Below are 14,487 nucleotides of genomic sequence, written 5' to 3'. Positions count from 1 at the left end.
AGACAAAGCAGCAGACAAATCAAAAACAGTATTTTTTTCATAATATCCCCCACTCAAAAATAATATTTACTTCTATCTGTTACTTATTATACAAAAAAGCAGTAAAATATGCAAATTCACCAACAAGTTTTCGTCGGACAGCTCTCACTTCATCTGCTTTTTAACGCTGCAAAAAGGCTCCTGCCATGCCGACATATTCGTGCAGCGCCATACAGGTAATATCAAATGCCTGCAGCTGCGGCACCAGCCAACGCGGATTAAAGCTGCCATGCGGATTAAGCGTGTAATCGCAGGGATAGGCAGCAACCTTAATGCCCTGCTCACCAAGATAATGCTCAAAAAACTGCATACTACGAGGCATATGCAGCGCGCTTGTCAGCAGCAGTACATTTTTGTAGCCGCGTTCACGGCAGAGTGCAGCAGTATAAGCAGCATTTTCCTGCGTTGTCCTTGCCTTGGTTTCAACGATAATCTGCTCCTGCGGCAGCCCCAGCTGCAGCAGAATACGCTCGGCGACCAGCGCCTCGCTTGCGCCATCGCTGAACACCTGCCCGCCGCTGATGAGCACCGACAGCGAATGCTGCTTCGCCAGGCGCGCTGCCGTCAGCAGGCGCGCCGCACCGGCGGACATCAGGCCGCCGCGCTCAGTGCCATCCGGTACGGAACCGACGCTGCCACCGCCCAGAACAACTATCACCTGCGCAGCGTCAGGCTGCTGCTGGCTGTAACGGTTCTCCAACGGCTGCCCCAACAGCTTGGCTCCCAATAAGGTAGAGCTGAAATATAACAGCAGCGTCAAAACAGCGCTTAAGCTGAAAGCAAAACGGCCGAAGTTTTGCCGCCGCCGCCACAAATAAACACTCAAGATTATTCCCAGGAGCACAAACAACCCCGGAGGCAGCCAAAATGCTGCGATAAATTTCAAAATATAAATCATTCCAGTTCTCCTTAACAACACCGATAAACACAAAAGCTTCTCTTGCGATATCACCTATTATTGTAGCTTTTTCAGCCGCCAAAAACAAGAAAAATAGCCTGCGACATTCATTTTTCCGAATGCACACAGGCTATAAGCTTTAATATTAATCTCTGCCGGGTTTCAGCTTACGCAGCATCATCCATAACGGACCTGCGAGGAAGGTGGAGGTATAAGCACCACTGGAGAAGCCTACCAGCATCGCAAAGGAGAAGTTGCGGATAGTTTCACCGCCCCAGATAAAGATAGCTACAACAGCAAACAGAGATGTACCTACAGTATAGATACTGCGTCCCATGGTCTGCCAGATACTGTTGTCTACCATTTCTGTCATGCTTTCGCTGCGGCGATGGATTTTCAGGTTTTCACGGATACGGTCGAAGATAACGATGGTACCGTTGACAGAATAACCTACAACCGTCAGCAAAGCTGCAACGAAGGAGGAATCAAGCTCCATATGGAAGAGGGAGAAATAGCTCAGAGTTACCAGTACGTCGATAATCAAAGCGACAATAGCTGCCAGAGCAAAGCGGAATTCAAAGCGGATGGTGATATAAGCAATCATCAGGAACCAGGAAAGCACAATCGCCATAACAGCCTGTTGAATCAGCTCGCTGCCGACGGTAGCACCAACGTTTTCAACACGCTGGATAGCAAAGTCACCAACCTTGCTCTTAAGGTCGGTCATTACCTGCTGACGCTGCTCGTCGCTGATAACGCCGGTACGAATCAGCACGCCCTTAGAGCTCTTGGCATTGCTGTCGCTGCTTTCCAGCTGGATAATAGCATTGCCCAGATTCTTTTCTTTAAGCACCTCACGTACCTGAGAAACGGTAACAGGATTTTTGAATTCCAAATCCATGATACTGCCGCCGGTAAAGTCAATGCCCAGGTTAAAGCCCTTGAAAAGCATGGAGCCGATACCGATAATCAGGAAGGTAATGGTAATAGCGAAGAAAATTTTATAACGCTTAACGATAGAGAACTTCATTATTTAGCCACCTCCTCTTTTGCTTTCGGTGCTTTTGCACCAAACAGGAAGGGACTCTTGGTGATGTTACTGTAAATCAAAAAGCGCAGCAGGAATTTGGTAACGGTTACTGCGGTAAACATACTCAGCAAGGTACCAAGTGCCAGGGTAACAGCAAAGCCCTTGATAGGACCGGTGCCCAGGTAGAACAGTACGGCTGCAGCCATGATAGTAGTAAGGTTGGAGTCAAGGATGGTTACGATAGCACGGCCAAAGCCGGAATCCATCGCACTGCGCAAAGTTTTGCCGCGCTTAACCTCTTCCTTGAAGCGTTCGAAAATCAGTACGTTGGCATCAACCGCCATGCCGACAGACAGGATAATACCTGCGATACCGGGCAGTGTCAATGTTGCACCCAGATAACGCATTACCAACAGCAGCAGCATTACGTACAGCAGCAGAGCAATGTCCGCAACTACGCCTGCCAGACGGTAGAACAGCAGCATAAATACAAATACGCCGATGATACCGATGCTGAAGGCTTTAACGCTCTTGTCTTTGGAATCCTGACCGAGGGTAGGACCAACGGTACGGTTTTCCATAACTTCGATTTTAACCGGCAGACTGCCGCTGCGCAGCAGGATTGCCAGATGCTCGGCTTCCTCAACGTTACGGGAGCCGGAAATCTGTGCATGACCGCCGGTGATAGCTTCCTGTACTACAGGAGCAGTCAGTACCTGGCCGTCAAGCTCGATAGCGATTTTTTTGCCTACATTGCGGGCAGTAAGGTCAGCAAATTTTTTGCCGCCCTCATCATTAAATTCCAAGCCTACTACAGCCTGATTGCCTTGGGAAACCTGTGCCTTAGCGTCCTTCAGGTCACTGCCTGTAAGAACAACCTTGCCGCTTTCATCCTTGAACTGCAGCATAGCGGTACGGCCCAGCATAGCAATAGCTTTTTCAGGGTCCTTTACGCCCGGCAGCTCAACAATAATACGGTCCTTGCCCTGACGCTGAATAACAGGTTCGGTCAGGCCCAACTCATTTACACGACGCTCAATAACCTTTACACTGCGGTTGACAGCGTCATCGTCAACCTTAAGTTCCGGCGTATCCACAGCCTGTAAAACTACATGAGTACCACCTTGCAGATCCAAGCCCTGTTTAATGGAATTAGCCAGAGGCGAGATGTATACGCAGAAACCGCCGATAATCGCCAAAGCGACAATCAGAAATTTCCCGAATTCATTCCAACGCAAAATAACTTCCTCCTTAAGATTTTTTTGGATTAACTGGATTTAATTTATAAGCTAAGCGGACTGAGAGTGGTAATCCCGCTTTCACTTGCTAAAAGCTGTACAAGCACGTCAAATTCATCCCGCGGCAGATTCGGCTGAATAAAAGCATCGTAAGCGATGCCCATGAGCAATGCGTTTTCCGCCTGCGGCAGAAAACGGTCGTAATAGCCCGCGCCCATCCCCAGTCTGCTGCCGTCGCGGCCGAAGGCCACTCCTGGCACCAGTACTAGGTCAAGCTGCTGCGGCTGCAGCAGCTTCGCCGGTTGGCGGACGCTGCGGATGCCGTAACGGTCAAGCTCAAAGTTCTGCATGTTTTCCAACTGAACAGGAGCCATCTCCGTTGCCGACTGCACCAGCGGCACGGCAACAGTCTTGCCGTCGGCCAGCGCCTGCTGCAGCACCATATCTACAGACAGCTCATTGCCAAAAGCCAAATAGCCCATGATGCAGTTCGCTTTGCGATATGCATCACAGGCCAGTATCTGACGGGCAGTCAGCAGGCTGCCGGAGGCAACCTGCTCTGCGGTCAATTGCAACCGCAGCCTTTTAAAATACTTGCGCAGCTCAACTTTTTCTTCTGCAATCACCATCAGGAATTTTTAGCGGGGTTTTGGAAGCCGCTGACAGCATTGCGCGCCATTTCGATTACTACGCCTTCGGCAACTTCTACCTTAACGCGTTTTTCGGAAATAGCAGTAATCTTACCATAGATACCGCCAATGGTAATGATTTCGTCGCCTTCCTTCAGGCTGTTTAACAAATCCTGTCTTTTCTGCTGCTCTTTTTTCTGGGGTTTCCACAGCATGAAATAGAATATGCCGCCCATTAAAAAGAAGGGCCAGAGAGAATTGAGCAAAGCCATTGTATCTCCACCTTGCATATTGAACACCTCCACATTTTATCACTTCCCGCAAATTCGGACATATTTGCAGGTTCCTTTTGCAAACATTTTAGTATGCAATAGTTTGGTTTATTTATACCACTTATATATATTCTCTGTAAATCGGAAAAATCCTTGTTATCAACGATAATTTTCTAAGAATCTTTCGCGGAACTCAGGGAAGCAGTCATTAGCGATAGCCTCACGGATTTCCTTGGCGAAATGCAGCAGGAAATGCAGATTATGGATAGACAGCAATCTCAGGCCGAAAATCTCCTCTGCCTTGAACAGATGGCGAATATAAGCACGGCTGAAGTTGCGGCAGGCATAGCAGTCGCAGCCTTCCTCAATCGGACGGAAGTCCTCTGCGTAGGTTGCGTTACGTACTACCAGACGGCCGGTATGCGTCATAGCGGTGCCGTTTCTGGCAACACGTGTCGGGAATACGCAGTCAAACATATCAACGCCCAGGTTTACTGCTTCTACAATGCAGTCGGCAGTGCCTACGCCCATAAGATAACGCGCCTTATCCTTCGGCATCAGCTCAGTGGTTTGCGAAAGGATATCGTACATCATCGGCTTCGGCTCGCCTACGGACAGACCGCCGATACCATAGCCGGCGAAATCAAGCTCCGTCAGCTGCTGCACGCTCATGCGGCGCAGCTCGGGATACATACCGCCCTGTACGATACCGAACATGGACTGATCCTCACGCGTATGCGTTTCCAGACAGCGCTTAGCCCAACGTGTGGTACGCTCGGTAGAACGCTTGGCGTAATCAAAATCAGCAGGATACGGAATGCATTCGTCAAAGGCCATTGCGATATCTGCGCCCAATGCCTCCTGCACCTGAGTAGAAACCTCCGGGGAGAGGAACTGCTTGCTGCCGTCGATATGCGAGCGGAACATTACGCCCTCTTCGGTGATTTTGCGCATAGCGCCCAGGCTGAATACCTGGAAGCCGCCGCTGTCGGTAAGCATACCGCGTTTATAGTTCATAAACTTGTGCAGACCGCCTGCCTTGCGCACCAGCTCGTGACCGGGACGCAAAAACAGATGATAGGTATTCGACAAAATAACCTGGCTGCCCATATCGTACAGCTCTTCCGGTGCCAGAGTCTTTACCGTTGCCTGTGTGCCGACAGGCATAAACATCGGAGTTTCAAACGTACCATGCGGCGTATGCAAGCGGCCAAGACGCGCACCGCTGCGCGGACATTCTTTAATTAGTTCGTAGGTTACTGCGTGTTTTGTCATATGCAACTCCTAAAAATATTTATCAGCGCCTTCGGCTTTACGGCGAAGGCAAAAATCTTATTTATTGAGGTCTGTAATAAACATGGCATCGCCAAAGGAGAAGAAGCGATATTTTTCTTCAACCGCCTTCTTGTAGGTCTGCAGCATAATCTCACGGGTAGACAGAGTGCTTACCAGCATCAGCAGCGTGCTCTGCGGCAGATGGAAGTTGGTTACGAGGTCATCCACCAGACGGAATTTGTAACCGGGATAGATGAAGATATTCGTCCAGCTGCTGCCTGCGTGCAGCTGACCGTCAGCGCCCGCAGCCTCCAGAGTGCGTACTGCCGTAGTACCTACCGCGATAATGCGGCGTCCTTCGGCCTTGGCCTTATTGACAGCATCCGCAGCCTCCTGAGATACGGTGTAGAATTCTTTATGCATCTTGTGGTCCTCAATCTTTGCCTCGCTTACGGGGCGGAAGGTACCGAGACCTACATGCAGGGTTACAAAAACCTCTTCACAGCCGATATCCTTGATTTTCTGCAGCAGCTCCTTAGTAAAGTGCAGGCCGGCAGTCGGAGCGGCAGCACTGCCGCGCTCACGGTTATAAACAGTCTGGTAGCGCTCCTTATCCTCCAGCGGTGCCGTAATGTACGGCGGCAGAGGAGTTTCACCCAGACGGTCAAGAATTTCTTCGAAGATACCGTCATACTTAAATCTTACTACACGTCCGCCGAAATCGGTATGCTCGATAACCTCACAGCTTAATTCATCGCTGAAGTTAATCTTGGCACCAACCTGCAGCTTTTTGCCGGGGCGCACCAGAACCTCCCAGTCGGTTGCATCTCTGCGGGTCAGCAGGAATACCTCAACATGGGCGCCGGTATCCTTTGTGCCGTGCAGGCGCGCGGGAATAACGCGGGTATCATTAAACACCAGCACATCGCCGGGCTTAAGATAATTTACCAGATCATAAAAATGCTTATGCTCAATTTCACCGGTCTTTTTGTCAACAACCAGCAGGCGCGAATGATCGCGCGGCTCCATAGGATGCTGAGCAATAAGCTCCTGTGGCAAATCATAATCAAAATCAGTTACTAACATGCAAAATTCTCTCTTTTCTTATATATTACAGGACGCATAGCTTCCTGCTAACGGACAAGCTGAGTTCCGGGATAATAATGTGCCAGAATCGTTTTATAGGTTGCTTTGGTATCGGCGTTAGCCATACCGCGCGCACCCCAGGCACTCAAACCGAGGCCAGAGCCTTTGCCCTTACCGCGGAAAATAATTTTTTCTTCCTTGCCGCCGCCCAATAAATGGTAGCTACGGACTAAATTTTTCCAGACAGGCTTTTTCGACTCATTGACCTTGATGCCTATATCCTTGCTGCCTATTTCCATACCGTAATGATCTTCGATAGGCACCTTGAGCGTTTCCGGCACCGGCGTACCGGTTTCGATATCAAATAAGGTACTGTTCAAGCCTAACAGATCCTGCAGCTCACTGCCGCTGATTTTGGCAGCGCCGGCCTCACCCGAAAGGATAATATATTTTACCCGTCCCGTGGGCGTTCTGTCAACACCTGCGTCATCAAGCGGGGAGAGGCGTATACTCGTCAGCTTGCCGGTGGTATAACCGCGCTGCGCTGCCAGGCTTTCCAAAAGCGCCGGAGCAATGCGGCTTTCCCAGGTATATTCCGGGCTGTCGCTGTCGCAATCCTCTACCGACTGCAGATAGCTTACGGCAGTACCGCGCAGATTCAGCGCGCTTTCGGTTCTGCCGCCGCTGCTTGAAGTAGTAACTGCCTCTATCGCATTACCGTAAGCATCAACCAGATACTGTCCTTTCGTCGCCTGAATCAGCTTCGTCACAGCATCCTTTTCAATGCGCTTGCCGGTGCCTCCGTAAGGCAGCTCCTTGTCGGTCGCAAGCAAAGCATAGGCCTTATTGCTGTGCTGCATTTTATATAAAGCGTAGCTGCGGGCAGCAACCGCCTGCGCCTTGATAACCTCATCAGGCCATACGGACATCGTTTTGGCAGGCAGTACGCTCGCCAGATAATCCTCCAGCGGCAGTCTGTTGACTACTAAAAGCTTATCCCCCTGCTCGGCCTGCAGTTGAAAATCCCCTTTATAACTGCGTTTATTGATTTGCGGTGACTTTTTGCCTGCCGCCGCAGCAACAACAGCTTCATTACCAAATACATTGTTATCATCAAAGAAAAGCTTTCCCTGCTGCGCATGGATGAAATATTTTCCCTTGGGCATCGTTGTCGTTTTTCCCGATGAATCACGCACTGTGAATTCATCCTCACAGCTCAGCTCTGCCGTTGCCTGCCCCACAACAATTCCTATGCGGATTTGCTCGGCGGCTGCCGCAGCAGAAGCAAATATAAAAGTAAATAACAGTACAGACAGTATCAGTAATTTTCTAAGCATATACTTTTCCTCGATTTTCGCACAACCCTTCCGTCTGCTCGCTTCGCTCGCAGCCACCTCCCCTTTCAGGGAAGATATCATGGGCTATCATAAAGATTCCAGTTGGCAATTACTTCTGACTTCTATATGCTCCCTGCCGTCGCAAAGCGACATTAGCACGACCAACAGTTTCTCGCAGCGCAAGCTCGCGACAAACTGGGTCTTAGCGTCAGGGAGCTGTCAAAATCACTAACGTGATTTTGACTGAGGGTTGTTTTACCCTAATTATCTGTTCACCATTTTAATATTTTTGCTTACAACCACAAACTTATCCTGTGTTGCTTCCGCTTTGGGCTTTTTGCGGATTTCGTAGCGGTCACGCTCGCTGAAGACACAGCCGCAGTACTGCTGGCGATACAGCCCCAGTTCCAGGCTGATATCCACACCGCGCTGATAGCCGATGCGGAAGTCCTCGTAATAGAACGGAATACCGAACTCCGCCGCTGCTGCCTCCGCCTCCTTTTTTATCAGCTCATGGCGCTGATAGGGGCTGACGAGCAACGTAGTCGAAAAGGCATCGTAGCCGTTTTCTTTGGCAAATTGCGCTGCATAGCGCAGACGCATACGGTAGCAGAAGGCGCAGCGCACGGTAGGCTCTGCCAACATGCCGCGGATGCATTCCTCGATAGGATAGCTTTTGTCGATAATAAGATTGTAGCGCTTTTTCTCACAAAACTCCCGCAGGGTGCTCAGCCTGTGCTTGAACTCCTTGTACGGATGAATGTTAGGATTAAAAAACAAAATATCAAAATCTGTTCCTGCCGCCGTCAGCTGCTCCGTAGGGTAGCAGGCACAGGGACCGCAACAGGCGTGTAATAATAATTTCATTTTTCCTCCTGAGCAGCTAAGCTGCTTTACTGATTTTTGGGAAACGGCATTCCCAGATATCTATAGGTTTCGCGTGTTGCCATACGTCCGCGCGAGGTGCGGTTCAGCATTCCCTGTTGCATCAGATACGGCTCGATTACATCCTCAATGGTTGAGGACTCCTCGCTCACGGCTGCGGCAATCGTTTCGATGCCTACAGGACCGCCGCCGAAGGTTTTGACGATGGTCGTCAAAATTTTGCGGTCGTTGCGGTCGAAGCCGTAGCGGTCAACCTCCAGCTTGGCCAGCGCTTCGTCTGCCAGCTGACGGTCGATAACCTCCACGCCCAGCACCTGGGCGAAATCGCGCACACGCTTCAGCAGACGGTTCGCGATACGCGGGGTACCTCTACTGCGGCGGGCAATTTCCAAAGCGCCTTCCTTGTCAATTTTTACATTCAGGATTTCCGCTGCACGCGTAATAATAAACTGCAGCTCCTCCGGCTTGTAAAATTCCAGACAGCACTGCACGCCAAAGCGGTCACGCAAAGGCGCTGCTATCGCGCCCAGGCGCGTGGTAGCGCCGATAAGCGTAAAATGCGGCAGATCCAGACGCACACTGCGCGCCGCAGGACCTTTGCCGATAATAATATCTAAGGCAAAATCCTCCATAGCGGAATAAAGAATTTCCTCTACGGTCTTGGATAAGCGGTGGATTTCGTCAATAAACAGTACATCATTATCGCCAAGGTTGGTCAGAATTGCTGCCAAATCTCCCTGACGTTCAATCGCCGGTCCGCTGGTAACGCGGATGTTGACATTAAGCTCATTGGCAATAATGTTGGCCAGCGTAGTTTTGCCCAAACCCGGAGGCCCGAACAGCAGCACGTGGTCCAGCGCTTCGTGGCGGGCAGCGGCAGCCTTAATGAAAATAGACAGATTATCCTTGACCTGCGTCTGACCTATATATTCATTTAACAGACGCGGACGCAGGCTGTACTGCCAGCCATCTGCTTCCTGTTCCGCCCCGGCAATAATTCTATCATCAAATTCCATAAGTTCCTCCTAGTAAGCCTTGTGCAGCCTACTGCTGCAGGCTCAAATACCGCCAGACTATTTATCTGTGGGAAATTACTTCATCATCAGCCTTAAGGCCTGCTTCAATATTTCCTCGCTCGTCTTGGTTTCTGCGCCTTCGATTTTCTTGATTACGGGCATAATCTCGCTGTTGCTGTATCCTAGGGAAGCAAGTGCTTCGATTGCCTCCGCTACAGCGCCGCTGCCTCCGGCAGCTACCGCCTCGCCGAAGCTGTCACCGCTTTCGGCAGCCACGGAGCCGACCTTGTCCTTCAGCTCCAGCAGCAGGCGCTCCGCCGTCTTTTTGCCGATACCGGGCAGCTTAGTGAGCACCTTGATATCACGGCTCTGCACCGCCAAATAAAAAGCATCCGGCTTTACTGCAGATAAAATACCCAAGGCCATCTTGGGACCTACGCCGCTGATGGTCAGCAGCAGCTCGAAGAGGTCATAATATTCCCGGCTCAAAAAGCCGTAAAGAACAATAGCGTCCTCACGTACCGCAGTATGAATGTGCAGGCGCACTGCTGCACCCTGCGTCAGCTGTGCCAGCTGTGCTGCCGGCATGAAAACGCGGTAGCCTACGCCGCCTGCCGTTTCGATTATGCAGTTGTCTACTCCCAGGCTGTCAACAGTGCCCTTCAATAAACCTATCATTTATCTGCCCTCCTGCCATCTGCGCGTAGACGCAGTATTGATGCCGCAGATAGCCGCTGCCAAGGCATCGGCCGTATCGTCCGGTTTAATTTTTTCGCGGATATTAAGCAGATGCATTACCATATATATAACCTGCTCCTTCGTCGCACTGCCTGTGCCTACTACCGACAGCTTAATCTGCATCGGCGTAAACTCCATCACCGGCAGTCCCTTGTTGGCCGCAGCCAAAAGCACAACGCCGCGTGCCTGTCCTACAGGAATCGCAGTAGTCACGTTACGGTTAAAAAACAGCTTTTCGATACTCAGCAAATCCGGCTTGAAGTGGTCGATAATATCCGAAATATCATCGTAAATCTTCTTCAGCCTCAGCTCCGGCAGCATATCCTTATCCGTCAGCACCGAGCCGTAAAAAACCGGGCGCAGACGGTTGCCTGTCATATCTACCAAGCCATAACCGCAGATGGCGGTACCGGGGTCAATTCCTAAAACCAGCATAAAAAACCTCTCAAAAAACAGAAAGCAGACATCAACTGCCTGCTTTCCTTTCTGCAACTATGCTTCGCGCACATTGCAGTTACTTCGTAATAATAATATTATTCCTCGTCGTCTTCCGGCAAGTCAGCGTTGGTGTAAACGTCTTGTACATCATCGCAATCATCCAATGCGTCCAGCATCTTTTGAACCTTTTCAGCGTCCTCACCGGACAGCTCAGCCATAGTATCGGGAACCATGGTGATTTCGGACATTGCAACTTCAATATTGTTATCAGCCAAAGCTTTTTCTACATCGTCATAAGCAGCCGGATCGGTGATAATTTCGAAGCCGTCTTCGCTGCTCTTGATATCCTCTGCACCTGCGTCCAGAGCAATCATCATCAGATCGTCTTCGCTAACACCGGTTTCGGCGCTTACTGCGAAGATACCTTTTTGTTTGAACATGTAGCTTACGCAGCCGCTGGCACCCAGGTTGCCGCCGTGCTTAGAGAATACGTGACGTACATCGGCAGCGGTACGGTTACGGTTATCGGTCAGGCAGCTGACCATCATAGCAACGCCTGCAGGACCGTAGCCTTCATAGGTAATCTCTTCGAAGCTTTGGCCTTCCAGAGCACCTGCACCCTTTTGGATTGCACGTTGAATGTTGTCTTTAGGGATATTGTTAGCCTTAGCTTTGGACAGAGCCAGCTTCAGCTTCATGTTACCGGTAGGATCAGCACCGCCCATACGAACGGCAATAGTGATTTCACGGCTGATTTTAGTAGTGATTTTGCCGCGCAGAGCGTCAGCCTTGCCTTTTTTATGTTTAATGTTCGCCCATTTAGAATGTCCTGACATTGTAAATTCCTCCAAACTTTCTCTTTGCCATATTTATTTAAGCATTTACCATAATATTTTACCACGCCGGCTGTGTTTTTTCAACCGCAAACGCCGGTATACAGCTTTATTTTGCAAAAACATCCTTAATACTGTCATAATGCAAAAAGATTCCCTGACGCGCCAGCTCCTGAATTTCCTCCAACGTTGCCAGCTTATATTCCAACGCCTCTTCGGTACGGATTTTTACCTCTTCCGGTGTAAACGGCAGCGTAAAGAGATAGCAGTCGACAAAATAATTATCACCCTCACCCGGATTTTCGCGATGATAGGTAAGCGCCGGTCCTCCTGTGCAGGCCGAAACATCCAGACCGGTTTCCTCCAGAACCTCACGGTTCACAGCCTCGCGTGAGCTTTCGCCCGCCTGCACCGCACCGCCGGGAACCTCCCACCAGCCGGCAGCCCAGGCCTTCGTCAGCACGCGTCTGGTAATCAGAAAGCGTCCTTCTGTATTGCGCACAACGCCAAGCACCGTCAGATGATACTCGCCGTCCTGCAGTATCCAGTCATTTTTCTTCATCGTCCGTCCGGTAAGACGGCGTTCACTGTCATAAATATCCCATTGCTCCATGATAAATTCCCCCTCTTAAAGTAAGCGCGGCAAATATTTGAAAATCAGCCAAAAGCCACAGGTCATGGCGAAGGCAATGCTGCCGCTGTCATAATCTATATAACCGAGATACAGGCTGTTTAAGCCCGTAACAAAAATCATATTCAGCCACATAAAGCCGTAGGCCCATAATAATATCTGTACCCACAGCGGCGGCTTTTTATAGGGATGAGGCTCATTATTCTTTGTCATGCTTATCTTCCTCATCTAACAGCTGTACAGCCTCCAGCTGCTTCTGCAAGCGTGCTGTATAGCGCTTGGTGGTGTGCAGAGCATTCTGCCCCTCCTCCAGCTTTTTGGCTGTTTTATCAAGAGCTGTTTCCAAGCCGGCAAGCTCCTGCTTAACCTTGTTCAGCAGCTGCCAGACCTCGGTAGTACGCTGCTGCACCGCCAACGTGCGGAAGCCCAGCTGCAGGCTGTTCACCAACGCCGCCAGCGTCGTCGGCCCCGCTACGCACACTCTGAACTTCAGCTGCAGCTCCTCTGCCAGTCCCGGCAAGGCCAAAGCCTCCGCAAACAGGCCCTCGCTCGGCAGATACATTACGGCAAAATCCGTCGAATACGGCGGGCAGATATATTTTTCGCAAATATCCTTCGCTTCGCTCTTCAAGCGTCGCTCCAGCTGCTTCGCCGCTGCATCCGCCGCCTGCGTATCACCGGCCTCACGTGCCTGCTGCAGGCGTTGGTAATCCTCCAGCGGAAATTTGGCATCAATTGGCAGCAGCACCTCCTGCTCCCGCTGACCGGGCAAGCGCAAGGCATATTCCACACGCAGGCCGCTGTGCGGACGCACCTCCGCATTTTCTACATATCTGGCACGGTCCAGAATATCCTTGAGGATATTGCCAAGCTGCATTTCGCCCCAGGTACCGCGCACCTTGACGTTCGAAAGAACACGCCGCAGCTCGTCCACCCCGCAGGAAAGGCTCTGCATCTGCCCCAAGGACTGGTGCACCTCGCCCAAGCACTTGTTGACCTGCGCAAACTTCTGCTCCAGCGATTGATTGAGGCGCTCGTCCACAGTCATGCGGATGCGCTCCAGGTTCTGGTCCGTCATATCCGCCAGACGCGCCACCCGCTTGTCAATCTGCTCGCTCAGCCTATCGCTCGCCGCCTGGTTTTCCAAGCGTGCCGCCCGCGCCAGCGTGCTCTGCTCGCCGCGCAGGTCGTACATGCTTTCCGCAAGCCTGCGCTCCAAAAGCTCCAGCCGCTGCGCCGTCATGTCCGCCTTGGGGCGTCCCTGTATCAATAATATTATCACACCTGTCAACAGCAGGGCTATGACAATCATCAAAGCTATAGCTAATGTACTCATTTTTCTATGCTGACCTCCGTTATTTTTTTATTATAGCAGAAAAGCCATACATAGCCAACATATTAACGAACAAAATTTTCATATTTAACAAGATATTTTCATAATATCACTTTTTTAACAAAATCAGCTTACATCTGCGCCCAAATCGTGTATAATATATTCATACATTATTTATTCCAACGAGGTATTACGTTATATGATAGATGAAAGTCCTAATCTCAACTCTGCTGATAAAATTCTCGAGGCCGCAACCAAGCTGTTTGCCATGGACAGCTTCGCTGCCGTATCTATTAAGCAGATTTCTGTTGCCAGCGGCGTCAACAGCGCGTTGATTTCCTATTATTTCGGCGGCAAAAAGAATTTATATCAGGAGGTTTTATATACCGAGGCAGAAAAATTTCTGAAGCTGCAGGACAAAATCCGTCAGCAGCCCGGTTCACCGCTTACCAAGCTGCGTACCTATGTAGACGGCATTGCCGAAATGCAGCAGCAGAACCCTTACAACATTCATCTGATTTACCGCGAGCTGCTGACTCCGCAGCCCATGTTTGAAAACTACGTGCGCAGCAAGCTGTACCGCATCCATCAGTTCATGACGGAGCTGGTTGAGGAAGCGATTGCCTGCGGCGAAATCGTTGCGGATATCAAAGCAACCCACGTTGCCTTCACACTGGAAGGTATTATCATGTTCTTCTTTTTGATGCATAGCCATATCTGCGAGCTAGGCAATTTCCAAAACGGCGCTGAGCTTGACTACCTGCTGCAGGCACTCAACACCTACCTTGCGTCACTTAGTAAAAAGTAAA

General features: G+C 50.4%; 17 protein-coding genes. 1 reads left to right on the top strand and 16 read right to left on the bottom strand.

Translation table 11 applies throughout. The features are described from left to right. Positions 1–160: 160 nt before the first annotated feature. The 16 genes from Q7Q81_RS02205 to Q7Q81_RS02130 all read right to left on the bottom strand — a co-directional run bounded on the left by Q7Q81_RS02205 (position 161) and on the right by Q7Q81_RS02130 (position 13,681). A complete protein-coding gene (locus tag Q7Q81_RS02205) occupies positions 161–937 on the bottom strand; it encodes a YdcF family protein (protein ID WP_304273343.1) in 777 nt (258 codons plus the stop codon). A gap of 145 nt (positions 938–1,082) precedes the next feature. Further along, entirely contained in the window at positions 1,083–1,967 is an 885-nt protein-coding gene (gene secF, locus Q7Q81_RS02200) for a protein translocase subunit SecF (RefSeq protein ID WP_303707777.1), read from the bottom strand. Then, a complete protein-coding gene (secD, locus tag Q7Q81_RS02195; protein WP_293721622.1) occupies positions 1,967–3,205 on the bottom strand; it encodes a protein translocase subunit SecD in 1,239 nt (412 codons plus the stop codon). Before secD ends, secF begins: the two co-directional genes overlap by 1 nt. Before the next feature lie 44 nt (positions 3,206–3,249). Next, positions 3,250–3,834, bottom strand: a complete 585-nt coding sequence (locus tag Q7Q81_RS02190) for a 5-formyltetrahydrofolate cyclo-ligase (protein WP_304273341.1) — start codon at positions 3,832–3,834, stop codon at positions 3,250–3,252. After that, positions 3,834–4,106 carry a preprotein translocase subunit YajC gene (gene yajC, locus Q7Q81_RS02185; protein WP_148495370.1) on the bottom strand — a complete coding sequence of 91 codons (273 nt, stop codon included), beginning with the start codon at positions 4,104–4,106 and terminating at the stop codon, positions 3,834–3,836. Before yajC ends, Q7Q81_RS02190 begins: the two co-directional genes overlap by 1 nt. Positions 4,107–4,265: 159 nt before the next feature. Continuing rightward, entirely contained in the window at positions 4,266–5,381 is a 1,116-nt protein-coding gene (gene tgt / locus Q7Q81_RS02180) for a tRNA guanosine(34) transglycosylase Tgt (RefSeq protein ID WP_021721033.1), read from the bottom strand. A 57-nt stretch (positions 5,382–5,438) separates the two neighbouring features. Next, positions 5,439–6,467 carry a tRNA preQ1(34) S-adenosylmethionine ribosyltransferase-isomerase QueA gene (gene queA, locus Q7Q81_RS02175; RefSeq protein ID WP_304134523.1) on the bottom strand — a complete coding sequence of 343 codons (1,029 nt, stop codon included), beginning with the start codon at positions 6,465–6,467 and terminating at the stop codon, positions 5,439–5,441. Positions 6,468–6,514: 47 nt separating this feature from the next. After that, positions 6,515–7,804: a SpoIID/LytB domain-containing protein gene (locus tag Q7Q81_RS02170; RefSeq protein ID WP_304273338.1), complete on the bottom strand. Its 1,290-nt coding sequence runs from the start codon at positions 7,802–7,804 to the stop codon at positions 6,515–6,517. A 264-nt stretch (positions 7,805–8,068) separates the two neighbouring features. Beyond that, positions 8,069–8,671, bottom strand: coding sequence for an epoxyqueuosine reductase QueH (locus tag Q7Q81_RS02165; protein WP_304273336.1), 603 nt, complete (start codon positions 8,669–8,671; stop codon positions 8,069–8,071). A gap of 26 nt (positions 8,672–8,697) precedes the next feature. Continuing rightward, positions 8,698–9,705: a Holliday junction branch migration DNA helicase RuvB gene (gene ruvB, locus Q7Q81_RS02160; RefSeq protein WP_304273334.1), complete on the bottom strand. Its 1,008-nt coding sequence runs from the start codon at positions 9,703–9,705 to the stop codon at positions 8,698–8,700. Between the two features lie 75 nt (positions 9,706–9,780). Continuing rightward, entirely contained in the window at positions 9,781–10,383 is a 603-nt protein-coding gene (gene ruvA, locus Q7Q81_RS02155; protein ID WP_304273331.1) for a Holliday junction branch migration protein RuvA, read from the bottom strand. Next, complete coding sequence (ruvC, locus tag Q7Q81_RS02150) at positions 10,384–10,878, bottom strand: crossover junction endodeoxyribonuclease RuvC (protein WP_021720245.1); 495 nt, start codon at positions 10,876–10,878, stop codon at positions 10,384–10,386. Between the two features lie 98 nt (positions 10,879–10,976). Further along, complete coding sequence (locus Q7Q81_RS02145; protein WP_009146253.1) at positions 10,977–11,717, bottom strand: YebC/PmpR family DNA-binding transcriptional regulator; 741 nt, start codon at positions 11,715–11,717, stop codon at positions 10,977–10,979. A 106-nt stretch (positions 11,718–11,823) separates the two neighbouring features. Beyond that, positions 11,824–12,327 carry an NUDIX hydrolase gene (locus Q7Q81_RS02140; RefSeq protein ID WP_304273329.1) on the bottom strand — a complete coding sequence of 168 codons (504 nt, stop codon included), beginning with the start codon at positions 12,325–12,327 and terminating at the stop codon, positions 11,824–11,826. 15 nt (positions 12,328–12,342) lie between these two features. Further along, positions 12,343–12,558, bottom strand: coding sequence for a hypothetical protein (locus Q7Q81_RS02135; RefSeq protein ID WP_021720248.1), 216 nt, complete (start codon positions 12,556–12,558; stop codon positions 12,343–12,345). After that, positions 12,545–13,681 (bottom strand): DNA recombination protein RmuC, encoded by a 1,137-nt coding sequence (locus Q7Q81_RS02130; RefSeq protein WP_304273327.1) that lies wholly within the window; start codon positions 13,679–13,681, stop codon positions 12,545–12,547. Before Q7Q81_RS02130 ends, Q7Q81_RS02135 begins: the two co-directional genes overlap by 14 nt. Positions 13,682–13,877: 196 nt before the next feature. Between Q7Q81_RS02130 and Q7Q81_RS02125 the strand changes: the two genes are divergently transcribed. Continuing rightward, a complete protein-coding gene (locus Q7Q81_RS02125) occupies positions 13,878–14,486 on the top strand; it encodes a TetR/AcrR family transcriptional regulator (RefSeq protein WP_304098929.1) in 609 nt (202 codons plus the stop codon). Position 14,487: the final 1 nt, after the last annotated feature.

This window comes from Phascolarctobacterium succinatutens (assembly GCF_958453765.1).
In the GTDB taxonomy this organism is placed as follows: domain Bacteria; phylum Bacillota; class Negativicutes; order Acidaminococcales; family Acidaminococcaceae; genus Phascolarctobacterium_A; species Phascolarctobacterium_A succinatutens_B.
Note: the sequence above shows the minus strand (reverse complement) of the source record. Positions and strands in the feature narration are given on the sequence as shown.

Excerpts from the sequence above, each read along its gene's own strand:
- Q7Q81_RS02205 (WP_304273343.1), bottom strand. The coding sequence starts at position 937 with ATGATTTATATTTTGAAATTTATCGCAGCATTTTGGCTGCCTCCGGGG.
- ruvC (WP_021720245.1), bottom strand. The coding sequence starts at position 10,878 with ATGCTGGTTTTAGGAATTGACCCCGGTACCGCCATCTGCGGTTATGGC.
- Q7Q81_RS02130 (WP_304273327.1), bottom strand. The coding sequence starts at position 13,681 with ATGAGTACATTAGCTATAGCTTTGATGATTGTCATAGCCCTGCTGTTG.
- Q7Q81_RS02125 (WP_304098929.1), top strand. The coding sequence starts at position 13,878 with ATGATAGATGAAAGTCCTAATCTCAACTCTGCTGATAAAATTCTCGAG.
- Q7Q81_RS02135 (WP_021720248.1), bottom strand. The coding sequence starts at position 12,558 with ATGACAAAGAATAATGAGCCTCATCCCTATAAAAAGCCGCCGCTGTGG.
- Q7Q81_RS02145 (WP_009146253.1), bottom strand. The coding sequence starts at position 11,717 with ATGTCAGGACATTCTAAATGGGCGAACATTAAACATAAAAAAGGCAAG.
- queA (WP_304134523.1), bottom strand. The coding sequence starts at position 6,467 with ATGTTAGTAACTGATTTTGATTATGATTTGCCACAGGAGCTTATTGCT.
- Q7Q81_RS02170 (WP_304273338.1), bottom strand. The coding sequence starts at position 7,804 with ATGCTTAGAAAATTACTGATACTGTCTGTACTGTTATTTACTTTTATA.
- Q7Q81_RS02190 (WP_304273341.1), bottom strand. The coding sequence starts at position 3,834 with ATGGTGATTGCAGAAGAAAAAGTTGAGCTGCGCAAGTATTTTAAAAGG.
- tgt (WP_021721033.1), bottom strand. The coding sequence starts at position 5,381 with ATGACAAAACACGCAGTAACCTACGAACTAATTAAAGAATGTCCGCGC.
- ruvA (WP_304273331.1), bottom strand. The coding sequence starts at position 10,383 with ATGATAGGTTTATTGAAGGGCACTGTTGACAGCCTGGGAGTAGACAAC.
- ruvB (WP_304273334.1), bottom strand. The coding sequence starts at position 9,705 with ATGGAATTTGATGATAGAATTATTGCCGGGGCGGAACAGGAAGCAGAT.
- secF (WP_303707777.1), bottom strand. The coding sequence starts at position 1,967 with ATGAAGTTCTCTATCGTTAAGCGTTATAAAATTTTCTTCGCTATTACC.
- yajC (WP_148495370.1), bottom strand. The coding sequence starts at position 4,106 with ATGGCTTTGCTCAATTCTCTCTGGCCCTTCTTTTTAATGGGCGGCATA.
- Q7Q81_RS02140 (WP_304273329.1), bottom strand. The coding sequence starts at position 12,327 with ATGGAGCAATGGGATATTTATGACAGTGAACGCCGTCTTACCGGACGG.
- Q7Q81_RS02165 (WP_304273336.1), bottom strand. The coding sequence starts at position 8,671 with ATGAAATTATTATTACACGCCTGTTGCGGTCCCTGTGCCTGCTACCCT.